At 70.9% G+C, this 22,411-nt stretch carries 18 protein-coding genes; 8 read left to right on the plus strand and 10 right to left on the minus strand.

Features of this window, described 5'->3' with window-relative positions:
- Window positions 1-248: 248 nt before the first annotated feature.
- A complete protein-coding gene (locus tag ACGFNU_RS24710) occupies window positions 249-692 on the plus strand; it encodes an Rv3235 family protein (RefSeq protein WP_392597157.1) in 444 nt (147 codons plus the stop codon).
- A gap of 46 nt (window positions 693-738) precedes the next feature.
- Here ACGFNU_RS24710 and secA read toward each other — a convergent pair whose 3' ends face one another.
- A complete protein-coding gene (secA, locus tag ACGFNU_RS24715; RefSeq protein ID WP_392597159.1) occupies window positions 739-3,594 on the minus strand; it encodes a preprotein translocase subunit SecA in 2,856 nt (951 codons plus the stop codon).
- A 182-nt stretch (window positions 3,595-3,776) separates the two neighbouring features.
- Here secA and ACGFNU_RS24720 point away from each other — a divergent pair, with 182 nt between their 5' ends.
- On the plus strand, window positions 3,777-4,115 hold the full coding sequence (locus tag ACGFNU_RS24720) for an HGxxPAAW family protein (RefSeq protein ID WP_392597161.1): 339 nt from the start codon (window positions 3,777-3,779) through the stop codon (window positions 4,113-4,115).
- A 107-nt stretch (window positions 4,116-4,222) separates the two neighbouring features.
- On the opposite strand, the gene ACGFNU_RS24725 is transcribed toward ACGFNU_RS24720, so the two are convergent.
- The 7 genes from ACGFNU_RS24725 to mtrA form a co-directional block, all read right to left on the minus strand.
- Window positions 4,223-5,407, minus strand: coding sequence for a winged helix-turn-helix domain-containing protein (locus ACGFNU_RS24725; RefSeq protein WP_392597162.1), 1,185 nt, complete (start codon window positions 5,405-5,407; stop codon window positions 4,223-4,225).
- A 46-nt stretch (window positions 5,408-5,453) separates the two neighbouring features.
- Window positions 5,454-6,110, minus strand: a complete 657-nt coding sequence (locus ACGFNU_RS24730) for a response regulator (RefSeq protein WP_392597741.1) — start codon at window positions 6,108-6,110, stop codon at window positions 5,454-5,456.
- A gap of 308 nt (window positions 6,111-6,418) precedes the next feature.
- Window positions 6,419-7,096, minus strand: coding sequence for a ribosome hibernation-promoting factor, HPF/YfiA family (gene hpf / locus ACGFNU_RS24735; protein WP_392597164.1), 678 nt, complete (start codon window positions 7,094-7,096; stop codon window positions 6,419-6,421).
- Window positions 7,097-7,780: 684 nt separating this feature from the next.
- Complete coding sequence (locus ACGFNU_RS24740; RefSeq protein ID WP_392597165.1) at window positions 7,781-8,494, minus strand: ComF family protein; 714 nt, start codon at window positions 8,492-8,494, stop codon at window positions 7,781-7,783.
- 62 nt (window positions 8,495-8,556) lie between these two features.
- A complete protein-coding gene (locus tag ACGFNU_RS24745) occupies window positions 8,557-10,302 on the minus strand; it encodes an LpqB family beta-propeller domain-containing protein (protein WP_392597743.1) in 1,746 nt (581 codons plus the stop codon).
- A 182-nt stretch (window positions 10,303-10,484) separates the two neighbouring features.
- Window positions 10,485-12,119, minus strand: coding sequence for an MtrAB system histidine kinase MtrB (mtrB, locus tag ACGFNU_RS24750; protein WP_392597745.1), 1,635 nt, complete (start codon window positions 12,117-12,119; stop codon window positions 10,485-10,487).
- A 68-nt stretch (window positions 12,120-12,187) separates the two neighbouring features.
- Window positions 12,188-12,865 carry an MtrAB system response regulator MtrA gene (gene mtrA, locus ACGFNU_RS24755; protein ID WP_151558308.1) on the minus strand — a complete coding sequence of 226 codons (678 nt, stop codon included), beginning with the start codon at window positions 12,863-12,865 and terminating at the stop codon, window positions 12,188-12,190.
- A gap of 382 nt (window positions 12,866-13,247) precedes the next feature.
- Between mtrA and ACGFNU_RS24760 the strand changes: the two genes are divergently transcribed.
- Genes ACGFNU_RS24760 through ACGFNU_RS24780 form a run of 5 tightly spaced genes read left to right on the plus strand, consistent with a single transcriptional unit; the run spans window position 13,248 to window position 18,753 of the window.
- The gene (locus ACGFNU_RS24760) at window positions 13,248-14,420 is read left to right on the plus strand and encodes a hypothetical protein (protein ID WP_392597167.1); all 1,173 of its coding nucleotides are present in this window, start codon (window positions 13,248-13,250) and stop codon (window positions 14,418-14,420) included.
- The gene (locus ACGFNU_RS24765; RefSeq protein WP_392597169.1) at window positions 14,410-15,150 is read left to right on the plus strand and encodes a DUF4129 domain-containing protein; all 741 of its coding nucleotides are present in this window, start codon (window positions 14,410-14,412) and stop codon (window positions 15,148-15,150) included. Before ACGFNU_RS24760 ends, ACGFNU_RS24765 begins: the two co-directional genes overlap by 11 nt.
- Window positions 15,147-16,409 (plus strand): DUF4350 domain-containing protein, encoded by a 1,263-nt coding sequence (locus ACGFNU_RS24770; RefSeq protein ID WP_392597171.1) that lies wholly within the window; start codon window positions 15,147-15,149, stop codon window positions 16,407-16,409. The genes ACGFNU_RS24765 and ACGFNU_RS24770 overlap by 4 nt, the downstream gene beginning before the upstream one ends.
- Window positions 16,406-17,443 (plus strand): AAA family ATPase, encoded by a 1,038-nt coding sequence (locus tag ACGFNU_RS24775; RefSeq protein ID WP_392597173.1) that lies wholly within the window; start codon window positions 16,406-16,408, stop codon window positions 17,441-17,443. The genes ACGFNU_RS24770 and ACGFNU_RS24775 overlap by 4 nt, the downstream gene beginning before the upstream one ends.
- Entirely contained in the window at window positions 17,443-18,753 is a 1,311-nt protein-coding gene (locus tag ACGFNU_RS24780; RefSeq protein WP_392597175.1) for a DUF58 domain-containing protein, read from the plus strand. The genes ACGFNU_RS24775 and ACGFNU_RS24780 overlap by 1 nt, the downstream gene beginning before the upstream one ends.
- An 11-nt stretch (window positions 18,754-18,764) precedes the next feature.
- On the opposite strand, the gene ACGFNU_RS24785 is transcribed toward ACGFNU_RS24780, so the two are convergent.
- The gene (locus ACGFNU_RS24785) at window positions 18,765-19,760 is read right to left on the minus strand and encodes a stage II sporulation protein M (protein ID WP_392597177.1); all 996 of its coding nucleotides are present in this window, start codon (window positions 19,758-19,760) and stop codon (window positions 18,765-18,767) included.
- Between the two features lie 72 nt (window positions 19,761-19,832).
- Here ACGFNU_RS24785 and ACGFNU_RS24790 point away from each other — a divergent pair, with 72 nt between their 5' ends.
- Window positions 19,833-21,050 (plus strand): RDD family protein, encoded by a 1,218-nt coding sequence (locus ACGFNU_RS24790; protein WP_392597178.1) that lies wholly within the window; start codon window positions 19,833-19,835, stop codon window positions 21,048-21,050.
- Window positions 21,051-21,131: 81 nt separating this feature from the next.
- Here ACGFNU_RS24790 and ACGFNU_RS24795 read toward each other — a convergent pair whose 3' ends face one another.
- Window positions 21,132-22,379 (minus strand): M14 family metallopeptidase, encoded by a 1,248-nt coding sequence (locus ACGFNU_RS24795; RefSeq protein ID WP_392597180.1) that lies wholly within the window; start codon window positions 22,377-22,379, stop codon window positions 21,132-21,134.
- Window positions 22,380-22,411 lie beyond the last annotated feature (32 nt).

The raw sequence follows: 22,411 nt of genomic DNA on the forward strand, positions 1-22,411 counted from the left end.
GGCCCCGGGCCCCCCCCCCCCCCCCCCCCGCCCCCCCCCCCCGGGGGGGGCGCCCCCCCCCCCCCCCCCCCCCCCGCCGCTCTTTTGTCACTACGACCTTGCCGTCCGCCTCTCGGCCGTCGGTTTGCCCGTCTCGTTCCGGTTTGTCGGTTGACCTGGTGTTACAGCGAGGGCCGTAGGTGGCCAGGGTGTATCTGGAAGCGGCGGTGGGGCTCTTGTTGTCGATGCCGACGACAGGAGGTCACCGCATGACTCGGCGCTACATCCGAAGCCAGGCCGTTCCGGCGAGCGGGTACGCGGTCGATGGGGCGCTGGCGTTGCGTTCCGACGTGCGCGTCATGGTGGGGGCGCCGGAGCTTCGGCATACCGCGGAGGCGACGTTACGGCTGGTCGCGGAGGTGCTGGCCGGGGCTCAGCCCGTGCGGCGGCTGGCTCGGCGCGCGCTGCCCGAGGTCTGCCTGGCGGTCGCCGCGTACCGGGCCCCGGTGGCCGCCGGGGTGCGGATCGTTCCGCCGCGCATCCTGACGTCGTGGTTGCAGCAGCCCACGGCGGGCGCGGCCGAGACGGGTGCGGTCGTCGTCATCGGCGGACGGGCGCGAGCGCTGGCACTGCGTTTGGAGTATCAGCGGGCACGTTGGCGCTGTGTGAGCATCGAGACCACTGACGGCGGCACGGCGCTGGTGTTCCCGTGAACAGCGAAGCGGCCTCCCGGAAACCGGGAGGCCGCTTCGGCGTGCGTTACTTGTTGCGCGGGTCGCCGTGGCAGCGCTTGAACTTCTTGCCCGAGCCGCAGGGGCACGGGTCGTTGCGCGAGACACCGGCGTACTCGTCCTCGGCGTCCTCGCTGTGGTGCTCCACGCCGCCCTCACCGTCGACGGTGGGGCCGGAGTAGTCGAGCTTGGCCGGGCGCTTGGGCTCGTCGAGTCCCTTCGCCTTGATGTGCGGCGCGTCGTCTTCCTCGGGAACGTCGTCCACCTCGACGTCGTCCACCGGCGCGGCGGTCTTGGAGATCTCGACCGGGGCGGCGCCGACGGTGGGCGTCTCGGGCTGGTCGTCGACCTCGACCTCGAGGTTGAAGAGGTAGCCGACCGACTCCTCCTTGATGCCGTCGAGCATCGCGTTGAACATGTCGAAGCCCTCGCGCTGGTACTCGACCAGCGGGTCGCGCTGCGCCATGGCCCGCAGGCCGATGCCCTCCTGGAGGTAGTCCATCTCGTAGAGGTGCTCGCGCCACTTGCGGTCGAGGACGGAGAGCACCACGCGGCGCTCCAGCTCGCGCATGACCTCGCCGCCGAGCTCCTCTTCGCGCTTGTCGTACGAGGCGTTGGCGTCCTCGCGGATGCGCTCGGCCAGCGTCTCGGCGTCCAGGCCGGAGATGTCGCCGCCGACCTCCTCGGTCAGCTCCTCGACCGTGATGGAGATCGGGTAGAGCTGCTTGAACGCCTTCCACAGCTTGTCGAGGTCCCACTCCTCGGCGAAGCCCTCGCCGGTGGCGCCCGCGACGTAGCCGTCGACGACCTCGTTGACCATCCGGCGGACCTGCTCGTGCAGGTCGGCGCCCTCGAGCACGCGGCGGCGCTCGGCGTAGATGACCTTGCGCTGCCGGTTGAGCACCTCGTCGTACTTCAGGACGTTCTTGCGCATCTCGAAGTTCTGCTGCTCGACCTGGCCCTGCGCCGACCGGATCGCATTGGAGACGATCTTGGATTCGATCGGGACGTCGTCCGGGATGTTGAGCCGCGTCATGATCGACTCGACGCGGGCGGAGTTGAACAGCCGCATCAGGTCGTCCTCGAGGGACAGGTAGAAGCGGGACTCGCCCGGGTCGCCCTGGCGGCCGGAACGACCGCGCAGCTGGTTGTCGATGCGGCGCGACTCGTGCCGCTCGGTGGCCAGCACGTAGAGCCCGCCCGCCTCGACGACCTCCTCGTGCTCGCCCTTGACGTCCTCCTTGGCCTTGTCGAGCGCCTCGGGCCAGGCGGCCTCGTACTCGTCGGGCGTCTCCAGCGGGGACAGCCCGCGCTGGTGCAGCTCGAGGTCGGCCCGGAAGTCGGGGTTGCCGCCGAGCATGATGTCGGTGCCTCGACCGGCCATGTTGGTGGCGACGGTGACGGCGCCCTTGCGGCCCGCCTCGGCGACGATGGCCGACTCCTGCTCGTGGTGCTTGGCGTTCAGCACCTGGTGCGGGATGCCGCGCCGCTTGAGCATCTTGGACAGGCGCTCGGACTTCTCGACCGAGGTGGTGCCGACCAGGACCGGCTGGCCCTTCTCGTGCCGCTCGGCGATGTCCTCGACGCACGCCTCGAACTTGGCCTGCTCGGTCTTGTAGACGACGTCGGCGACGTCCTCGCGGATCATCGGCTTGTTCGTCGGGATCGGCACGACGTTGACCTTGTAGGTCTTGTTGAACTCGGCCGCCTCGGTGTCGGCCGTGCCGGTCATGCCGGACAGCTTGCCGTAGAGGCGGAAGTAGTTCTGGAGGGTGATCGTGGCGAGCGTCTGGTTCTCGTCCTTGATCGCCACCCCCTCCTTGGCCTCGATGGCCTGGTGCATGCCCTCGTTGTAGCGGCGCCCGTGCAGGATGCGGCCGGTGAACTCGTCGACGATGAGGACTTCGCCGTTCATGACGACGTAGTCCTTGTCCTTCTTGTAGAGCTCCTTGGCCTTGAGCGCGTTGTTGAGGAACGAGACGAGCGGAGTGTTCTCCGGGGCGTAGAGGTTGTCGATGCCGAGCCAGTCCTCGACCTTCTCGACACCGGCCTCGGTGATGCCGACCGTGCGCTTCTTCTCGTTCACCTCGTAGTCGCCGGGCCCGTACTCGTCGACCTGGCCGGCGGTGCTGATCAGCTCGGCGCGCTTGAGGCGGGGCGTGATCTTGGCGAACTCGCCGAACCACTTGGAGTTCTGCTCGGCCGGGCCGGAGATGATCAGCGGCGTCCGGGCCTCGTCGATCAGGATCGAGTCGACCTCGTCGACGATGGCGAAGTTGTGGCCGCGCTGGACGCACTCCTCCAGGCTCCACGCCATGTTGTCGCGCAGGTAGTCGAAACCGAACTCGTTGTTGGTCCCGTAGGTGATGTCGGCGTTGTACGCCGCCTGGCGCTCGTCGGGGGTCATCTGCGGGAGGATGACGCCGACCTCGAGCCCGAGGAACTGGTGCACACGGCCCATCCACTCGGCGTCGCGCTTGGCCAGGTAGTCGTTCACCGTGACCACGTGGACGCCGTCGCCGGACAGCGCGTTCAGGTAGGCGGGGAGCACACAGGTGAGGGTCTTGCCCTCACCGGTCTTCATCTCTGCGATGTTGCCCAGATGCAGCGCGGCGCCACCCATGATCTGAACGTCATAGTGGCGCTGGCCGAGCACGCGCTTGGCGGCTTCACGAGCCGTCGCGAACGCCTCGGGCAGCAGCGAGTCCAGGGTCTCGCCGTCGGCGAGGCGCTCCCGGTACTTGTCTGTCAGCTCGCGCAACTCGGCGTCGCTCATCTCGAGGAAGTCTTCCTCGATCGAGTTGACCTGATCCGCGAGCTTCTTGAGCTTGCGCAGGGTCTTGCCTTCGCCCGCGCGAAGGATCTTATCGATGACTGGCGGCACTCTCGGAGGCTCCTTGCAGATCGTGGTTCACCGCGACCAGCGGCACGCACACCACACGTACGATGCCATCGTAGGCGAGTCCAAGGATGGTCTAGCTCACGCGACGGCGCAATCCAGGCCGCGTTCTGTTTGACCGGCGCGCTACGCGGAAGATCTACAGTGCACCTGAGGGGAGGCGCTAGATGTCTGATGAATCGCTCGGATCGCATGCCGGCCGGCCCGGCTCGTGGGTCGCCGTCGCGGTGGTCTTCATCGGTTTCGTGGTCGGTGGGGTGGCCCTGACCATAGGTCCCAACTGGATCGTCTTCTGGGCCGGCGTCGCGATCGTGGCGGTCGGCAGCGTGCTGATGGGCGCCGTCCACATCTTCTCCGACGTGGTCGTGGACGCCCCGCGCGTCATTCCGGAGATCGTGGACTACTCGCTCTTCGGAAGCCGCGGCGACAAGCGCCGCGGCGGCCTGGCGGGCGAGACCCTGGACAAGCCGAAGGCGACCGATCCTCACCAAACGCCGCACGGCTGATAATCCGCCCGACACACCCGCCGGACTCCCGTCCTGCTCAGCAGCCCGTCTTGCCACTGAAGCAAGGCGGGCTTTCTGCATCCCCGATTTCCCGCCATCCAGCTGGGCTATGTGGGCGGGGTCAGGTCGAGGGCTTGGCGGTGGGGCGGGTCTAGCTTTTCTACCTGGACGTTGTCGCAGGCGACCCAGGCGGCGGCCTGCCAGAGAGCGGTGCGGAGTGCCTGGAGGGTGGTCGCGGTGCGGGCGGGGGTGGCCGTCGCCCAAGGTTCGAGGGAGACCTGGCGTGCGATCAGGGTCGTGCCTTCGCGGGCGGGGTCGACGCGGCCCAGGAGGCGGCCGCCGGCCAGGAGGGGCATGGCGAAGTAGCCGTGCACGCGCTTGGCCTTGGGCGTGTAGGCCTCAAGGCGGTGGTCGAAGCCGAAGACGCGCGAAGTGCGGGCACGGTCCCAGACGACGGAGTCGAACGGGGACAGCAGAGTGGTGGCGTGCCTGCCGCGGGGCGGGGTGGCCAGGGCCTCGGGGTCGGCCCAGGCGGGGTTCTTCCAGCCTTGGACCTCGACCGGGACGAGTCCTGTGGCCTCGATGACGGACGCCACCTGGTCGTTCTTGACGCGGTAGTAGTCGGCCAGGTCGGCGCGGGTGGCGACGCCCAGGGCACGGCCGGCGTGGGAGACGAGGCGGGTCAGGCAGGTCCGGTCGTCAGGGTCTTGTGCGAGGAGATCGGCGGGGACGGCCCGTTCGGCCAGGTCGTAGACGCGCCGCCAGCCGACGCGCCGCACGCAGACCACCTCGCCGATGTCCAGCAACCACTCGATCGCGATCTTGGCGTCGCTCCACTGCCACCAGTCGCCGCCCGACTTGGCGCCGCCGAGCTCCTTGGTGGTGAGCGGGCCGTCGGCGCGCAGGCGTTTGAGGAGCTCTTCGCAGGCGCCCTCCGGCACCTTGTGCCAGCGCACTCCCCGGGCGCGGAACGCGCGGCGGCGGAAGGCGAACGAGGGCCACTCGGAGATGGGCAGGATGCTGGCGGCGTGGGCCCAGTATTCGAAGGCCGCCCCGTCGCCCCAGTAGGCGTCCTCGACGGCGGCGCGCCCGACCGGCCCGAGGCGGGCGTACGGGACGAGCTCGTGGGAACGCGCGAGAACGGAGATCGTGTCGAGCTGGACGGCGCCCAGATGCTCCAGGAGCGCCGGGACTCCGGCGTCGCGACGGCCCTGCCCCGCGGCGCCCAGCAGCCCCTGAGCGCGCAGCTGAATACGGCGGGCCTCGGCGGCGGTCAGTTGAACGTGGCTCACGCCGCGATCGTAGGACACGACACCGACAAAACGCCTTCGGCGGTGCTCACGTGATCTCTAGGAGCTTCTCGCGGACGGCGTAGACCACGGCCTCCATCCGGGAGTGCAACTGGAGCTTCTCCAGGATGTTGCGCACGTGGTTCTTGACGGTGTTCTCGGAGATGAACAGCTCCTTGGCGATCTCCCGGTTGCCCAGGCCGCGGGCCACCAGGCGGAGCACCTCCATCTCGCGTTCGGTGAGCCGGGGGGCCGGCACCTGCTGGGTGCGCTCCTCGCTGCGCTTGGCGAGGGAGGCGAACTCGGTGATCAGCTTGGACGCCATCGAGGGGCTGATCAGCGACTGGCCGCCGTGCACGGCGCGCACCGCCTGCGGGACCTCGTCGATGGAGATCTCCTTGAGCAGGTAGCCGCTGGCCCCCGCCTTGATCGCCTCGAAGAGGTCCTCCTCCTCGTCGCTGATGGTCAGCATCACTATCTTGGCGCTGGGCGCCGCGTCCTTGATCGCCGTGCAGGCCTCGATGCCGGACCGGCGCGGCATGCGGATGTCCATCAGCACGATGTCCGGGAGCAGGTCGCCGGCCATCTGGACGGCCTCGTGGCCGTCGCCGCCCTCGCCGATGACCTCGATGTCGGGCTCGCCCTGCAGGACCATCTCCAGCCCGCGCCGGAAGAGGGCGTGGTCGTCGACGATGAGGACCCTGATCGGGTCGGCGGCGGGCTCGCTGTCGGCCTCGCCCGCGCTGCGGCGCGACGCGGCGGAGTCGCCGGCGGCCGCCTGACGGGGTACCGCCGCGGCGCCGCGAGTCTCGGGGTTCTCGCTCACCTGAGTCGCGACGTGGAGGAGACGCCGCTTCCCCCCTTCACTGTGCGTGATCTTGGGTCATGTGGAGCGCTGCGGGAGCCGGGGGCCGTCCCGCCGGGACGGCCCCCGGACCACGCGTCCGCGGCTTGCTGTCTGATGCCTTCTAGATCATGACATGCTCGGCGCGGTGACGTGACGCAAGTGTCATATCACTCTTCGACTAGGCGGATGACGCCGTAGTCCCAGCCCCGCCGGCGGTAGACGACCGAGGGCTGCCCGCTGGCCTTGTCGCGGAAGAGGAAGAAGTCGTGGCCGACCAGCTCCATCTCGAAGAGCGCCTGCTCAATGCCCATGGGCTCGGCCTTGTGGAACTTCTCGCGGACGACGATGGGGCCGTCGCCCTCCATGGTGATCGGGACGAGATGCTCGTCCGCCGCGAGGTCGGCGGGCTCGTAGCCGTCGAGCTCCTGGTCGGACTCGGCGACCTTCGTCGCGGTGGTGGCGGCCGGCGGCTCGACCATGGGCTCGGGCGGCAGCTGCTCCATGGTGGCCAGCTTCGCCGGGGACTTGCCGTGATGGGCTTTGTGGACCTTGCGCCGGTCGCTGTCGCGCCGCAGGCGGGACTCGAGCTTGTCGAGGGCCAGGTCGAGGGCGCCGTACCGATCGTCGGCAGCGGCCTCGGCCCGGATGACCGGCCCGCTCTGATGGATGGTGAGCTCGACCTTCTCCCGTCGGTCGGCCTGGCGGGGATTGCGCTCTTGCGACACCTCCACATCGACGCGGATGACCTTCTGGTTCAGCTTCTCGATCTTGGCCAGCTTGTTGTCGACATGCCGCCGGAACCTCTCGTTGACGTCCGTACGGCGGCCCTTCACGATGATGTCCACGCGGGACCCCCCCTTCTCCCGGAAATACGGGCTCCCGTTGTTCGGGGTCGCACCCGCCCGGCCGACCTGGTCTTCGTCCCCACATCCGCCTGCCGAGGGGCTCGCGGCGCTATCGCCACTACTGCCCTTCTCTCGCTTGGGGGGATATCTGATCTCCCGGCGAGGCAGGACTTACCTCTAAGGCGCACCGTGATCGGTCGACGAGAAGTCGCCTTACGTGGGCCGTTTCGCCTGCGCCTGGCATCGGCTAGCCGGACCGCCTGCCGTGCTCTCACAGAGCACTGCGATCCGACGCAACCACGGACCCGGGCGGGTGCCATGTCAGGAACGCTAACCCCTTACGCCACGAATGTCAGGGGGGTGAACGGAGGAAAAACTCACAGACCGTCATCGCCCGAGGTCACACCGGCACTCTCGAACGCCCCCTCGACCCCGCTCACGGGGCGTGAACCCTCGTGTGCGCAGGGCATCCGCGAGTCCTCGTCGCCAGCCGCGTCCGCAGGTCACGGGCATCTAGCCGGTTGGTGAGTTTGAGAAATTCCGACCGGCGTGATGACTACTCGTGACTGTTGATACCGCAACTATCTCGCCCTAACGCGACATCTCAGGCGAGGATCGGTGACTGTGGGTTACTAGTTGCCGCCCCGGTGGACTTCAGTGAAGAAAGTCACCATGCCCAGGTGGTCACCATCTTCGTGGCGTCGCGGCGACGGTGGCGACACCCACGACGTCGGCGCCGGCGGCCCGCAGAGCCCGCGCCGCCTCCGCCAGGGTCGCCCCACTGGTGATCACATCGTCGGCCACCACGACCCGCCTGCCGGCCACCCGCGCCACCACCTCGAACGCCCCCACGAGATTGACCGTGCGCGCCGCCGCCGACAGCCCCGCCTGATCGGCCACCCGCCGCCGATGCCGTAACGCGTCCGCCCGTACGGCCCGCACCCCCGTCCGCCGAATCTCGCGGACCGCCACCGCGACCATCCGCCTGGTCGCGTCATGTCCCCTCTCGCGCACCGCCTCGGCAGAAGACGGCACCGGCACCACGATCGGCACCCCCACGCCTTCCACGCCCCGCTGAGAGCCGCCCACACCCGCCCCATCGTCCGGAGGGCCGGTGTTCAGGGCGGCGCGGATGCTCTTGGCCAGGGCGAGGCCCAGTGGGCGGGCCAGAGCCAGGCGGCCTCGTTCCTTGTGGGCGACGATCACGGCTCGGACGGGGCCCTCGTAGGTGGCGACGGTCCAGGGCGTGGGCAGGCCCCGGACGGGAGATGGCCAGACCCGGTGTGCGGCGGCTGCGAGGCGGGCCGCGCAGGGGTGGCAGAGCGAGGAGGCGCGGGCGCCGCATCCGGCGCAGCGCTGGGGCAGGACCAGGTCCAGGAGTGTTTCGAGTAAGCGCATGCGGGCGACGATGCCCGACGGCTCGGCCCAGGGCTAGAGGGCCGGCGAACTGTGGATGACTCTCAGCGGGCGTAGTTGGGATCGGAGCCGTTGATCGGGCAGGTCCACTCGCTGAACTGGTCGCGGGCCGACTGCTGGTGGCAGATCACGTTGCGCTGGCCGTTGCGGGTGCCGATGAAGACGGGGGTGCCGGGCGCGGCGGCGATGGACCTGGGCTCGCCCTGGATGCCGCCGCCGAGGGGGCTGATCGCGCTGCCGCTGACCGGGACCAGGTACGGGAGGATCTGGGATTCCGATCGCCGGCGCCCGAGCACGGCCAGCGTGCCGTAGTCACGCCAGGCCAGGTCGATGGCTTCTTCCAGCTCGGAGCTGACCGGCAGAAAGGTGCCCGCGTCGATGGCGCCCTTGGCGTCGTAGGCGATGCGCCCCAGTTGCACCTGGGCACGGTTGCCGACCTTGACGATCGCGGCGGCGCGGACGCCGTCGCGGGCGACCCGCAGGGCGAGCACCTCACGGCCTTCGATCCCCCAGTGCCCGACGCGCTGGAACGGCTGGCCGCGTTTGCGTACCCAGAGCCAGGACTTGTTCTTGGCGGTCTCCACGACCCACAACTGGTTGTTGCGGTCCCAGGTGGGCGCGGTGAAACGCGAACCGGAATGCTGGCGCGTCAGCATCGTCTGCACTTCGTGCGTGTCGAGCAGGCCTTTGGTCAGCAGCACCTGGCCGTGATCCGGGCTCAGGCCGGCCGCCTCCAGCCTGTCCGGCGCGACCGCGGGACGGACGAGACGGTAGGCGAGGCTCTGGGTGAGCGGGTTCTCCTTGCCTGACAACAGCCCGCTCAACAGGCCCTTGGACCCGATGAAGTAGGGGGTCTCGGCCTTCTGCTTCTCCTCGCTCCCCGGGTCCGGCGCGTACTCCTGCCAGGACCGGATCGGCTGGGTGGCGTCGTGGCCCTCGGGCGCGACCTCGTCACCGTCGATCTTCAATCGCCATTGCTTGATCTCGGAGAGCTGCCGCAACGTCCAGCTGAGCTGGGCCGACATGCGTTCCGGATTGCCGCCGCGGGCCTCGCGGCTGAGGTTGACCGTGGCGACGTCGTCCTTGTCGACGTCGACGTCCCCGAGCAGCTTGGTGCCGGCAGGGAAGGCGCTCTTGACCGCCGGGCTCAGCCAGGACGTGGGCCCGGCGAGCAACGCGCGGACCAGGTGGGTGGGCAGATGCCGCCGGTTGGCCAGCGGCAGGAAGATCCCGTTGGGGACGAGCTGCTTCTGGTCGGGCGTGAAGAAGTAGAGGTTCGTCGAGCGGAACGCGCGGTCGACGTCGGCCTTGGTGAGCAGCAGGTTGGTCCGTGCCTCCGTGGGCAGCCCGGTGATCCGCCATGTCCCCGGCCGCGTGCGGGTGAGCTGGAAGTTGACGACGACCTGCTTGGGATCGGCGGTGTACTGGCCGTCGGTGCTGATCACGCCGAGCTGGCTGCCCGTCAGCCGGACGGTGGCCTGCGTGTCGCTCTGCTTCTCGGGCCGCGGCACGAACTTCGGGTCCTGGAAGACGGTGACCGCGGGCCGGGCGGCGGGTTGCCAGCCGGTGGCGCCGGCCAGGTACTCCCGCGCCACCCGGTGGCCGTCGTCGAAGCTCGCCGAGGCGTAGAGGAAGCCCGAGACGATCTGCTCCGGCGTCCAGCCCGTGCGCGGGCGGACCGGGATGAGCCGGACGTACGGGTCGTCGGCCTGCTCGGCCCGGTCGGCGGGCTGACCCGACATGACCCGCCCGCCACTGGGCACCGTCGCGCAAGCGCTCACGCAAGCCATGCTCACGCAAGCCATCAGGACCGCCCCCGCCGCGAGAGCGGAACCGCGTGGCCGCTGCGCCCGGCGCGAAACGCTCGGTATGCGCGCCCAGCGCGAAACGCTCGATACGGGCGGGTGGCTTGGAGCGTCCGCGCCCGGGACGCCTGGACCGCCCGGACGGCGCGGGATGCGTGGGGAGCCGGTCATTCGCCTACCTCCAGCTCGGCGAACAGCGGGCGCGAGTTGCCTGCACCTGGCGGGACGAGCGGCAGCGGCGAGCCGCGCAGCTCGGCGCCGGCGGTACGCGGCAGCGACAGGCGGAACTGCGAGCCCACGCCGGGCTCGCCCCAGGCCTGCAGCCAGCCGCCATGCAGCTGCGCGTCCTCACGCGAGATCGACAGGCCCAGGCCGGTGCCGCCGGTGGTGCGGGCGCGGGCGGGGTCGGCGCGCCAGAAACGGTCGAACACCATCTGCCCCTCCCCTGGTCTCAGCCCGACGCCGTGGTCGCGCACGGACACCGCGACCGCGTCGCGGTCGGCGGCCACCGAGACCACGATGTCCTCGCCCTCGCCGTGCTCGACCGCGTTGACGAGGAGGTTCCGCAGGATGCGTTCCACCCGCCGGCTGTCGACCTCGGCCATGCAGGGCTCGCCCGGCAGCTGGAGCACCACCTTGCTGCCCTTGCGCTCGGCCAGCGTCTGGGAGTCGCCCACGGCGCGCAGCACCAGGTCGCGGACGTCCACCGACTCGGCGTCCAGGGTCGCCGCCCCGGCGTCGTGGCGGCTGATCTCCAGCAGGTCGGCCAGCAGCGACTCGAACCGTTCGAGCTGGCTCTGCAGCAGCTCCGCGGAGCGTCCCACCGACGGGTCGTCGAAGGTGTCGCGGTGCTCGTAGAGCATGTCGGCGGCGATGCGGATCGTGGTCAGCGGCGTGCGCAGCTCGTGCGACACGTCCGACACGAACTGCCGCTGCACCTGCGACAGGTCCTCCAGCTCGCCGATCTTGTCTTGGAGGTTGGCGGCCATGTCGTTGAACGAGGTGGCGAGGCGGGCCAGATCGTCCTCGCCGCGCACCCGCATCCGCTCTTCGAGCCGCCCGGCCGCCAGCCGCTGGGCGCCCTGGGCCGCCAGCCGCACCGGGATGACCACCTGCCGCGTGACCAGCGAGGCGATCGCCGCCAGCAGCAGCACCAGGACGGCGCCGACGCCGACCAGCGTCCGCTGGACGTCGGTCAGCGTCCGCTGCTCCTGGGTGAGCGGGAACAGGTAGTAGAGCTCGAACTTCCCGGCCGTGCCGCCCACGATGAGGCCGCGCTGCGACGGGCGTTCGCGGTCGGTGTAGGTCAGCGTGCCGTACGTGCTGGCGGTGGTGAACTGGGAGTTGGCCGACGCCTGCCTGAGCTCCTCGCGCAGGCGCCGCGGCACGCTCTTGGCCTCCAGCCCGTTGGTGACCCAGCCGTCGACGAACTCGTTGGACGTGTCACGGATGTAGACCTCGTACAGCCCGGACGGGCCGCTGCGCGCCCGCAGGCCGTTGACCACGCTCTGGACGCTGCCGGTCTCGGCGGAGTTGGCCAGGTCGCGCCGGACCGCGGCGAGGCCCTCGTCGAGCTGGCCGCTCGCCGTCTTGGTCTTGGCCTCCATGAGCGCCGCGGTGATCCGCAACTGCAGGAAGACACCGAGGACGGCCACCACGATCACCGAGATGACCAGCGTGGACGTGACCACCCGGACCTGGATGGAGCGGCGCCACCGCGCGTAGAGCCGGCGCGTCACACCGCGCACGACCCGGCGGAACGTGACGAGCCCGCGCCGCACGTTCCGCCTGATCGCCGTCATGTTGATCGCGGTCATGGCCGCCATGGCCGTGGTTTCCTGCCGCTCACCGGGGATCCGCGCTCGGCCGGCTAGGCCGGGCCGGCCTTGTAGCCGACGCCGCGGACGGTGACGACGATCTCCGGCCGCTCCGGGTCCTTCTCGATCTTGGCGCGGAGCCGCTGCACGTGCACGTTCACCAGCCGGGTGTCGGCGGCGTGCCGGTAGCCCCACACCTGCTCCAGCAGCACCTCGCGGGTGAACACCTGGCGCGGCTTGCGGGCCAGGGCGACCAGCAGGTCGAACTCCAGCGGGGTGAGCGGGATGTGCTTGTCGCCGCGCTTCACCGAGTGCCCGGCCACGTCGATCGTGATGTCGCCGATCAGCAGGGTCTCGGGCGCGGGCTCGTCGGTGCGCCGCAGGCGGGCGCGGACGCGCGCCACCAGTTCCTTGGGCTTGAACGGCTTGACGATGTAGTCGTCGGCACCCGATTCGAGACCGAGGACCACGTCGACGGTGTCGCTCTTGGCCGTCAGCATGACGATCGGGATGCCCGATTCGGCCCGGATCTGGCGGCACACGTCGATGCCGTCCGCGCCGGGAAGCATCAGGTCGAGCAGCACGAGATCGGGCCGCGTCTCCCGGAACGCTTCGAGCGCCTTGTCGCCGTCGTGCACGAACGACGGCTCGAAGCCCTCGCCCCTCAGCACGATGCCAAGCATTTCGGCGAGCGCGAGGTCGTCATCGACGACCAGTACACGTCCTCTCATGGCCCTCATCGTCACAAAGTCGGGGTTCGGTGGAGTGGGGTGGTGAGAATTACACCTTGGCGTGCAAGGTTACCTGCGTTTGCCTGGCACATGACCCCTCCCGGTCACCGGACACCCGCCATGCCCGTATTGCCGGGTGCGCAGAGGCCGGATCGTCAACAGAGACTCCTGAACCACACCCTCGGTTGACCTGGATTTGCCGCCCGTTGTCCCGGCGCCTTCTTCCGAGACGTGTTTCCTGGCAGCGCATGTCCGTCCACCGACCCTATTAAGCGGACAAGCTTCACTGGGCTCATGACAGGATGACGAGAACTTCGACTGGCCGTTCGTTCGCACGCCGGGTCGTCCGTTCGCACGTTCGCCGCGCACTGGGGGCAGAGAGATGCCGGGACCGAAAGGCTGGGAGCCTGACGACGCCCCGCTGCTGGGTGGCGACGTCCCGCTCCGGCCGATGTCGATCTCGGAGATGATGGACGGCGCCATCGCCGGGATCCGCCGCCATCCGCGGGCCGCGCTGGGCATCTCGGTGGCCGTGACCACGGTGATCCAGGTGATCGGCTCGCTCACCGCGTACTACCTGGTGGGGCCCGAGGCGAGCGGCGGCGTCACGCGCAGCAGGTTCTGGCAGGAGGTCGGCACCCAGCTCTGGCTCGGCGCGCTCGGCATGACCCTGTCGGCGTACGGGATCGTCCTGATGTCGGGGTTCCTCGGCCCGGTCCTCGGGCGCAGCATGTTCGAACGGCCCGCCTCGTTGCGGCAGGCCTGGCGGGACACGCGGCCCCGGCTCGGCCGCCTCGCCGCCGTCTCGGCCGTGATCATCCTCGCCGCGCTGCTCGGCCTGGTCCTGCCGCTGGCCCCGTTCGCCCTGCTCGTCGTCACCGAGCAGCACCCGGCGCTGACCGTGCTGGCCGGCGTCATCGCGATCCCGGCGGGCATCGCCCTCATGGTCTGGCTGTACATCCTGCTCGTGCTGGCCGGGCCCGCCGTGGTGCTGGAGCGGCAGACGTTCACCGGGGCCCTGCGGCGCGCCACCGCGCTGTCCCGGGGCCGCTGGTGGCGGACCTGCGGCACGCTGCTGCTCACCATGATGATCACGTTCTTCATGGGGTTCTTCGCGCTGCGGATCCCGTTCCTGGTCGTCGACATGATCTTCTTCGACCGGGACCCGCACGGCGTCGAGCTGGTCCTGAAGATCGCCCTGGACACGGTCGGCCGCATCGTCAGCTGGTCGGTGGTGGTGCCGTTCGACGCGGGCGTGATCGCGCTGCTCTACTTCGACCGCCGGATGCGGCGCGAGGGCCTGGACCTCGAACTGCGCACCCGGCCCGCCGAGAGCCCGGTGCCCGCGCCCGAGCCCGTCCCGGCCGCCGCCGATGGCGCCCCGGCAGGCGTGGACGGCGGGTCGGCAGGCGCGGACGGGGCCGAGGACGACGGGTTCTTCGATCTCTGGCGGCCCAGTCCCCTGATCGCCGTCCGGCACTCCCCGCACGGCCATCCCGCCGGCGCGGCTCCGCCCGGCGCCTCTCCCTACCCCGGGGCTCCTTATGATCATTGATCCGATCGGGCGGGACGAGGCCCGGGAGCTGGCCCGCCGCGAGCTCGAGAAGCCCGTCTACAACCAGGACAACCCGTCCTGGCTCGAACGGCTCTGGGACCGTTTCAGCGACTGGCTGAACGGCCTGTTCGACGAGGCGTCGGCGCCGCAGGCGCACGGCAACGGCGGCGGGTGGATCTCGATTCTCATCATCTGCGTGCTCCTGGCGGCGGCGATCGCGATCATCGTGTGGGTCGTGCGCGGCATCCGCCTGAGCCGTTCCCGCAAGGCTCCGCTCCTTGAGGACAAGCCCACGGCCGCGCGCGACCACCGCGACGCGGCCGAACGGCACGCAGCCGCGGGCGAGTGGGCGCAGGCCATCCGGGAGCGGCTCCGCGCCATCGCCCGTGACCTGGAGGAACGAGCCATCCTCGGGCCGCGCCCCGGCCGTACCGCCGACGAGCTGGCCGCCGAGGCCGGGCACGCGCTGCCGGCGCTGGCCGCCGACCTGCTCGCGGGCGTGCGGATCTTCGATGACGTCTGGTACGGCGACCGCCCGGGCACGCCGGAGGGCTACGCCACGCTCACCACCCTTGAGGAACGGGTACGGGCCACCCGGCCCCGCCCGCTCAAGGACGACGACGGCGACGGCGATGGCGACGGCCAGGGCGTTCTCCAGGGCGCGGACGCCGGCACGGGCCCGTGGCAGTCGCCCTACGTTCCAGCTGAGACGGGCGGTGAGCGGCGATGACCGACACGACGAGCACGCCGGCGCCGCCTTCCGCCCCGTCCGCCAGTAGCAGTGGCGGCGGCGACGGTTCCAACGGCGGCGGCGCCAACGGCGGCGGTGGGGCGACGGCGCGTCAGGTCGCCGGGCGCCGCTGGCGGACGTCGCGCGGCATCGTCCTCGTGGTCTTCGCGATGGTGATCGTGGCGATCATCCTCGCCGCGCTCAGGCCCACGGTCACGCCGCAGTACCTCGACCCCACCGAGCCCGGCCCGCGCGGCACCCGCGCCCTCGTCGAGGTCCTCAAGCAGCGCGGCACGCCCGTCACGGTGGCCCGCCGCGCGTCCGACGCCGTGGGACGGACCAACTCGTCCACGGTCCTCGTGGTCACCAGGCCGGAGCGGCTGACGTCCGCCGACATCGCGCGCCTGCGCGGCGCGGCCGGCGACGTCCTCCTGGTGGCGCCGAGCCGGGCGCTCCTGGAGGCCCTGGCGCCCGGCGTCTTCCCCGCGTCCGAGAGCTTCGAGGACGTCGCCGAGCCCGGCTGCCCACTGCGGGCCGCCACGCTCGCGGGCCGGGTCGACTTCGGCAACTCGGATATCTACGAGCTCCCGACCGGCGCGACCGGCTGTTACCGCGCCGACGAGTACGCGCGGGTCGTCCAGCTCCCGCCCACCAGCACCGGCGGCCGGACGGTCACGGTCCTCGGCTCGGCCGCGCCGCTCACCAACGAGAACCTCGCCCAGGAGGGCAACGCGGCGCTGGCGATGAACCTCGCGGGCGCGCGCACGTCCGTGGTCTGGCTGATCCCCGACCTCCCCGCTGCGGGCACCGGCGGGGACAAGTCGCTCGGCGATCTGATCCCGTTCGGCGTGAACCTGTTCTTCTTCCAGCTGGTCATCGCGGTCGTGCTGATCGCGCTCTGGCGGGCCCGGCGGCTCGGCCCGGTGGTGGCCGAGGCGCTGCCCGTCGCCGTCCGTTCCGCCGAGGCCGTCGAGGGGCGCGCCCGGCTCTACCGCGCCCACCACGCCCGGGACCGCGCCGCCGCGGCCCTGCGCGCGGGCGCCCTCGAACGGCTCGTCCCGCTGCTCGGCCTCCCCCGCGGCGCCGCGCAGGACCCGGCCGCCGCGAAGGAGATCGTCACCGGCATCGCCCGCCGCACGAACGCCGGCGAGGCGGCGATCGGCGCGGCGCTGTACGGTCCTGAACCTCAGGACGACGCGCACCTGGTGTGGCTCACCGACGTCCTCGACGACCTGGAAAGGCAGGTTCGCCAATCGTGAACAATCCCGTGGAGCTCGCCAAGGACGGCGGGCCCCCCGTCGGCACGCCGGGATCCGCCGCAGCTCCGCCCGCGGCCGACCCCGAGCAGACCGCGAGCGCGCGGGCGGCGCTGACCGCGCTGCGCGCCGAGGTGGCCAAGACGGTCGTCGGCCAGGACTCGGTGGTGACCGGGCTGGTCATCGCGCTGCTCTGCCGGGGTCACGTGCTGCTGGAGGGCGTGCCCGGCACCGCCAAGACCCTGATGATCCGGACGCTCTCCCGGGCGCTCGACCTGGACTTCAAGCGGGTGCAGTTCACGCCCGACCTGATGCCCGGCGACGTCACCGGCTCGCTGATCTACGACAACCGGACCGCGGAGTTCGAGTTCCGCGAGGGCCCGGTGTTCACCAACCTGCTGCTGGCCGACGAGATCAACCGGACGCCGCCCAAGACGCAGGCGTCGCTGCTGGAGGCGATGGAGGAACGGCAGGTCTCGGTCGAGGGCACCGCCCGTCCGCTGCCCGACCCGTTCGTCGTCTGCGCCACGCAGAACCCGATCGAGTACGAGGGCACCTATCCGCTGCCCGAGGCCCAGCTCGACCGGTTCCTGCTGAAGCTGACCGTTCCGGTGCCGGGCCGCGACGACGAGATCGCGATGTTGCAGCGGCACGCCGCCGGGTTCGACCCGCGCGACCTGTCGGAGGTCAACGCGGTCGCGGGCGCCGCCGAGCTGGCCGCCGGACGGGCCGCCGTGCGCGGCGTGCATCTGGATCCGAAGGTCGCCGCCTACGTCGTGGACATCTGCCGGGCCACCCGGCAGTCGCCGTCGCTCCAGCTGGGCGTCTCGCCGCGTGGCGCGACGGCGCTGCTGGCGACCTCGCGCGCGTGGGCGTGGCTGTCGGGCCGTGACTACGTGACGCCGGACGACGTGAAGGCGCTGGCCCGCCCGACGCTCCGCCACCGGACGCAGCTGCGCCCCGAGGCCGAGCTGGAGGGCGCGACCGCGGACGGCGTGCTGGAGGGCATCCTCGCCCACGTCCCCGCCCCGCGCTGATGGCGCTGACCGGGCGCCTGGGGCTGCTCGCGCTGCTCGGCGCGGTCGTCCCGCTCTTCCTGCCGAGCTGGTGGACGCTGCTCGCCATCTGGGGCGTTCTGCTGCTCGGGGTAGTGCTCGACCTGGCGCTGGCAGGGAATGTGCGGGCACTGCGCTTCCACAGGACGGGCGACACGAACGTACGGCTCGGCCAGACCGCGCACGTCGCCCTCATCGTGGAAAACCTCGGCGAGCGCAGGGTGAAGGCACGCCTGCGCGACGTGTGGCCGCCGAGCGCCAACGCGACCCCGGACGGCTCCGGTGACGGGCGCACGGTCCTGATCAACGTGCCCGCAGGGGAACGGCGTCGCGTCGACATGACGCTCGTCCCGTCGCGGCGCGGCGACCGGAAGGCGGTGACCGTCACGGTCCGGTCGGTCGGCCCGCTCGGCCTGGCCGCCCGGCAGCTGTCGCGTTCCGCGCCCTGGACGCTGCGGGTGCTGCCGGCGTTCCCGTCCCGCCGCCACCTGCCCGCCAAGCTGGCCAGGCTGCGCGAGCTGACGGGGCAGCACGTGGCGCTCATCCGCGGCCAGGGCACCGAGTTCGACTCGCTGCGCGAGTACGTGGACGGCGACGACGTGCGCTCGATCGACTGGCGGGCCACCGCGCGCCGCGCCGACGTCGTCGTGCGGACGTGGCGGCCCGAACGCGACCGCCGCATCTACCTCGTCCTCGACACCGGCCGCACGTCCGCCGGGCGCGTCGGCGACATCCCGCGCCTGGACTGCTCGATGGACGCGGCGCTCCTGCTCGGCGCCCTGGCGTCCCGCGCCGGCGACCGCGTCGACCTGCTCGCCTACGACCGCCGCGTCCGGGCCCGCGTCGAGGGCTCCTCGCGCACCGACCTGCTGCCCGCCATGGTGCAGGCCCTCGCGCCGATCGAACCCGAGCTGATCGAGTGCGACGCCGCCGGGATGGTCTCCACGCTCATGTCGCGCGTCCGGCAACGGTGCCTGGTGGTGCTGCTCACCGAGCTCAACACCGCCGCGATCGAGGAGGGCCTGCTGCCCGTCCTGCCGCAGCTCACCGCGCGCCACCTGGTGATGATCGCCTCGGTGTCCGACCCGCGCGTCACCGAGATGGCCGCCTCGCGCGGCGACCTGGCCGCGGTGTACGACGCGGCCGCCGCCGAACACGCCCGTGGCGAACGCCGCCGTCTCACCGCCGAGCTGCGCAAGTACGGAGTCGAGGTCGTAGACGCCCCTCCAGAAGAGCTGGCGCCCGCCCTGGCCGACGCCTACCTGGCCCTGAAGGCAGGCGGCCGCCTCTAGGGGCGGGTGGGTCAGCCTGCGGTGGGCAGGTGGTCTGGGCGGTCGGGGCTTTCGCCTGTCTCGCCCTCGCGGACGGCTCGGCGGCCCAGCACGATGACGTACGTGAGGAACGTGACCTCGGCGACCACGCCGATGCCGACGCGCAGCCAGGTGACGTGGACCCAGCCGGTCACGAAGCCCTCGATGAGACCGGAGACCAGCAGGACGACGATCAGGCCGAGGGCGATGCTCATCATGGCCCGGCCCTCTTCGGCGAGGGCCTGCGCGCGGGGGCGGCGGCCCGGGTCGACGATGGTCCAGCCGATCTTCAACCCGGCGGCACAGGCCAGGTAGACGGCGGTCAGCTCCAGCAGGCCGTGCGGGAGGATCAGGCCGAAGAACACGTCCCCCTTGCCGTGGGAGATCATCAGCCCGGCCATCAGGCCGAGATTGAGCTGGTTCATCACCAGCACCATGATCGTCGGGATGCCCAGCAGGATCCCGAAGATCAGGGCGACCGCGGAGACCCAGGCGTTGTTGATCCAGACCTTGAAGGCGAACGACGACGCCGAGTGCTCGGTGTAGTAGTTGGCGAAGTCCTTGTCGACGATGTCGCGGATCTGGCTCGGGGTGCCGAGCGTGGCCTGGATCTCCGGATTCTTGACGATCCAGATCGCCAGCGCCAGGGCGAGCAGGTTGCCGAGCAGGGCGTTGCCGAGCCACCACCAGCGCAGCCGGTAGGCCGCCGCCGGGAACGACACGGTGAAGAACCGGGAGAAGTCCCGCACCATCGGCGCCTGGGCGCCCGCCACCGCCGCGCGTCCGCGCGCGACCAGGGACGTCAGGCGGCCGACGAGCAGCGGGTCGGGCGAGCCGGACCTGACCACCGACAGGTGGGTCGCGGTGCGCTGGTAGAGCTCGACAAGCTCGTCGACCTCGGCGCCGGTCAGCGAACGGCTTTTGTTGATCAGCCGTTCCAACCGCTGCCACTCGTCGTTATGGGCGGCCACATAGGCATCGACGTCCACCTGGGGAGAGTAACGTGTCCGGTCACCGACCGGGCAAAATGGACCTCCCCGGCGCCCACGCAGGAGGAGCACATGGCCGAGCTCGTCACCGGTGAGGCCGTCGCGGTCGAGATCAAGGTCGCGCGGCTCGCCAGCCGGGCGTGCGCGCTGCTGCTGGACCTGATGATCCAGCTCGTGATCCTCAACTTCGCGCTGGTCCTGGCCAATCTGACGACGATGGTCGCCGACGACGCCTGGCAGGCCGGGCTCATCATCCTGATGACCGTCCTGATCCAGGTGGGCTATCCCTGCGCCTTCGAGACCCTGAGCCGGGGCCGCACGCTCGGCAAGCTCGCGCTGGGCCTGCGGGTGGTCTCCGACGACGGGGGGCCGATCCGGTTCCGGCAGGCGCTGGTGCGCGCGCTGGCGGGGTACCTGGAGTTCTGGGTCCTGTTCGGCGCCCCCGCGCTGCTCGCGTCGCTGTTCAGCAAGCGCGGCAAGCGGCTCGGCGATCTCTTCGCGGGCACCGTGGTCATCCAGGAACGCGCGTCCGGCACCTCGATCTACGGTCCGATCGCGGTGATGCCGCCGCACCTGGCCGGCTGGGCGCAGACCCTGGAGCTCTCGCAGCTGTCGGACGAGCTGGCGATGACCGCCCGGCAGTACCTCGCCCGCTTCTGGGACCTGCTTCCCGAGGTCCGGGACGCGCTGGGCCAGCGGATCACCGACCAGGTCACCGCCGTGGTCAGCCCGCCCGCGCCGCCGGGCGTACGGCCCGAGATCCTGCTGTCGGCCATCCTCGCCGAGCGGCGCCGCCGCGACGAATGGCGGCTCGCCGAGCGCAAGGCCCGCCGGATGCGGATCGCCGGACAGCATCAGACGCCGTGGACGGGACAGGCCGCTCCTGCCCCCGCGATGGCCATGGCGGGAGCGGCGCCGGTTCCGGCACCGCCTCAGGGCCCGCCGGCGCCCCCGCCGTTCAGCGACCCGGTGCCCGGCCGTCCTGCGTTCCTGCCGCCCACGAACTACGGCTCTGGCCCGTATCAGGACGTCCTGACTCAGCCTCGACCAGGCGCAGGACCGAATGCCTGGGGCACAGGGCAGTACCCCTCTGGTGCGGGTGCGCATCAGCCTGGCGCAGGCCCGTACCCACCTGGCGCAAGCCCGTACCCACCTGGCGCAAGCCCGCAGCCGCCGCCGTACCCCCATCCGTACGGGAGCGGGCAGCAGGGGTGGCAGGCTCCTTATCCCCCGCAGGGGCCACCGCAGGACGGGGCGCCGCCGCGCGAGGGGCCTCCTTCTACGGGTTGAGCTCGAACGTCACGCCGACCGTTCCCACCGGAGGCCTGGTGGCCCCGGTGGGAATCGGCCGGCGGGGGTTTCCGGTCGCGGTCAGGGCGTGCCGCAGTACTGCTGCTGCTTGCCGATGGCCCGGTAGGGGCAGTCGGCGTACTCGGTCAGCGTCAGGAGAGAGTCGCGGTTCCGGGTGGTGAGAGTTTCGATCTGCGAGGGCGACGGGTAGAAGCTGCTGCCGCCCAGTTCGAACGTGAACGAGAAGATGCGCTGGTTGCCGAACGTCCAGTCGTCGGTCGTGCCGTCGGTGATGTAGAGGTCGCTGGACTGTTCGGGCGTGTAGCCGTTCGACGCGGCCAGCTGGCGGCCGATGGTGCGGTGCGTCGACTCCTCGTCCGCCGACATCGCGCCCGGCACGGTGTTGGAGTAGGTGTAGCCGAAGGGCCACAGCACCAGCGCCGCGTACGAGTGGATGTCCAGGAAGATCTTCAGCTGCTGCCGGCCGCCCACCACGCGGCTGCGCACGAAGTTGGACAGGACCTTGGTCTCGGGCTCGGACTCGGCCGAGGGACCGCGGTAGGTCTCGCTCGCCGTGTTGCCCGACGAGCCGCCGCAGCAGCCCCAGTTGTAGGCGAAGTTGCGGTTGAGGTCGGTGCCGCTCCCGCGCCGGTTCTTGCGCCACATGCGGCCGGCCGAGGTGTCGCTGGTCATGTCGTAGACCTGGCCGTCGGGGTTGGAGATCGGGATGATCCAGATCTCGCGGCTGTTCACCAGGTTGGTGATGCGGCTGGTGGCGTTGTACTCCTTGGTGAGGATGCCGATCAGGTAGAGCGCCTGCTCGTTCGTCAGCCGCTCGCGCGCGTGGATGTTGGCGATGTAGAGAACCTCGGGCTCGTTCTCGTCGGACGCGACGTTGTCACTGATCTTGACGCCGACGATGTCGCGGCCCTGGTACGACTTGCCCGCGACGAACTTGCGGGCGATCTGCGGGTAGTTGGCGACCACCTGGTCGAGCTCGGCGAGCGTCTCGGCGTAGGTGTGGTACGAGGTGGCGGCGATGCTCGGCGCGGGCGCCGGGGCGGCCGGCGGGGCGGGCAGCGCGCGGACCCGGAGGCCCAGCCGCTTGATCGCGGCGACCTCGGACGGGATGGCGCTGACCTCGACCGAGCCGTCGGCGCGCACGGTGTCGATCGCGGCGCCCGTACGGGCCAGCCGGGACCGCTGCTGGGCCGTGGTCGCACCGGTGACCAGGTACTGCTTGGACGGGGAGTCTGGCGCGGGGGCGGCGGCGCCGGCGCCCGACTGGCCGGCCAGAACCATGACGAAGGCCGCGAGGACCGCGGCCACAAGAGCGAATCTTCGGGGGATCACCATGTGAC

The organism is Spirillospora sp. NPDC048911 (genome assembly GCF_043198015.1).
Classification (GTDB): domain Bacteria; phylum Actinomycetota; class Actinomycetes; order Streptosporangiales; family Streptosporangiaceae; genus Spirillospora.

Excerpts from the sequence above, each read along its gene's own strand:
- ACGFNU_RS24745 (WP_392597743.1), bottom strand. The coding sequence starts at position 10,302 with ATGGCTTGCGTGAGCGCTTGCGCGACGGTGCCCAGTGGCGGGCGGGTC.
- mtrA (WP_151558308.1), bottom strand. The coding sequence starts at position 12,865 with ATGAGAGGACGTGTACTGGTCGTCGATGACGACCTCGCGCTCGCCGAA.
- ACGFNU_RS24765 (WP_392597169.1), top strand. The coding sequence starts at position 14,410 with ATGATCATTGATCCGATCGGGCGGGACGAGGCCCGGGAGCTGGCCCGC.
- ACGFNU_RS24760 (WP_392597167.1), top strand. The coding sequence starts at position 13,248 with ATGCCGGGACCGAAAGGCTGGGAGCCTGACGACGCCCCGCTGCTGGGT.
- ACGFNU_RS24780 (WP_392597175.1), top strand. The coding sequence starts at position 17,443 with ATGGCGCTGACCGGGCGCCTGGGGCTGCTCGCGCTGCTCGGCGCGGTC.
- ACGFNU_RS24720 (WP_392597161.1), top strand. The coding sequence starts at position 3,777 with ATGTCTGATGAATCGCTCGGATCGCATGCCGGCCGGCCCGGCTCGTGG.
- ACGFNU_RS24770 (WP_392597171.1), top strand. The coding sequence starts at position 15,147 with ATGACCGACACGACGAGCACGCCGGCGCCGCCTTCCGCCCCGTCCGCC.
- ACGFNU_RS24790 (WP_392597178.1), top strand. The coding sequence starts at position 19,833 with ATGGCCGAGCTCGTCACCGGTGAGGCCGTCGCGGTCGAGATCAAGGTC.
- ACGFNU_RS24710 (WP_392597157.1), top strand. The coding sequence starts at position 249 with ATGACTCGGCGCTACATCCGAAGCCAGGCCGTTCCGGCGAGCGGGTAC.
- ACGFNU_RS24740 (WP_392597165.1), bottom strand. The coding sequence starts at position 8,494 with ATGCGCTTACTCGAAACACTCCTGGACCTGGTCCTGCCCCAGCGCTGC.
- mtrB (WP_392597745.1), bottom strand. The coding sequence starts at position 12,119 with ATGACGGCGATCAGGCGGAACGTGCGGCGCGGGCTCGTCACGTTCCGC.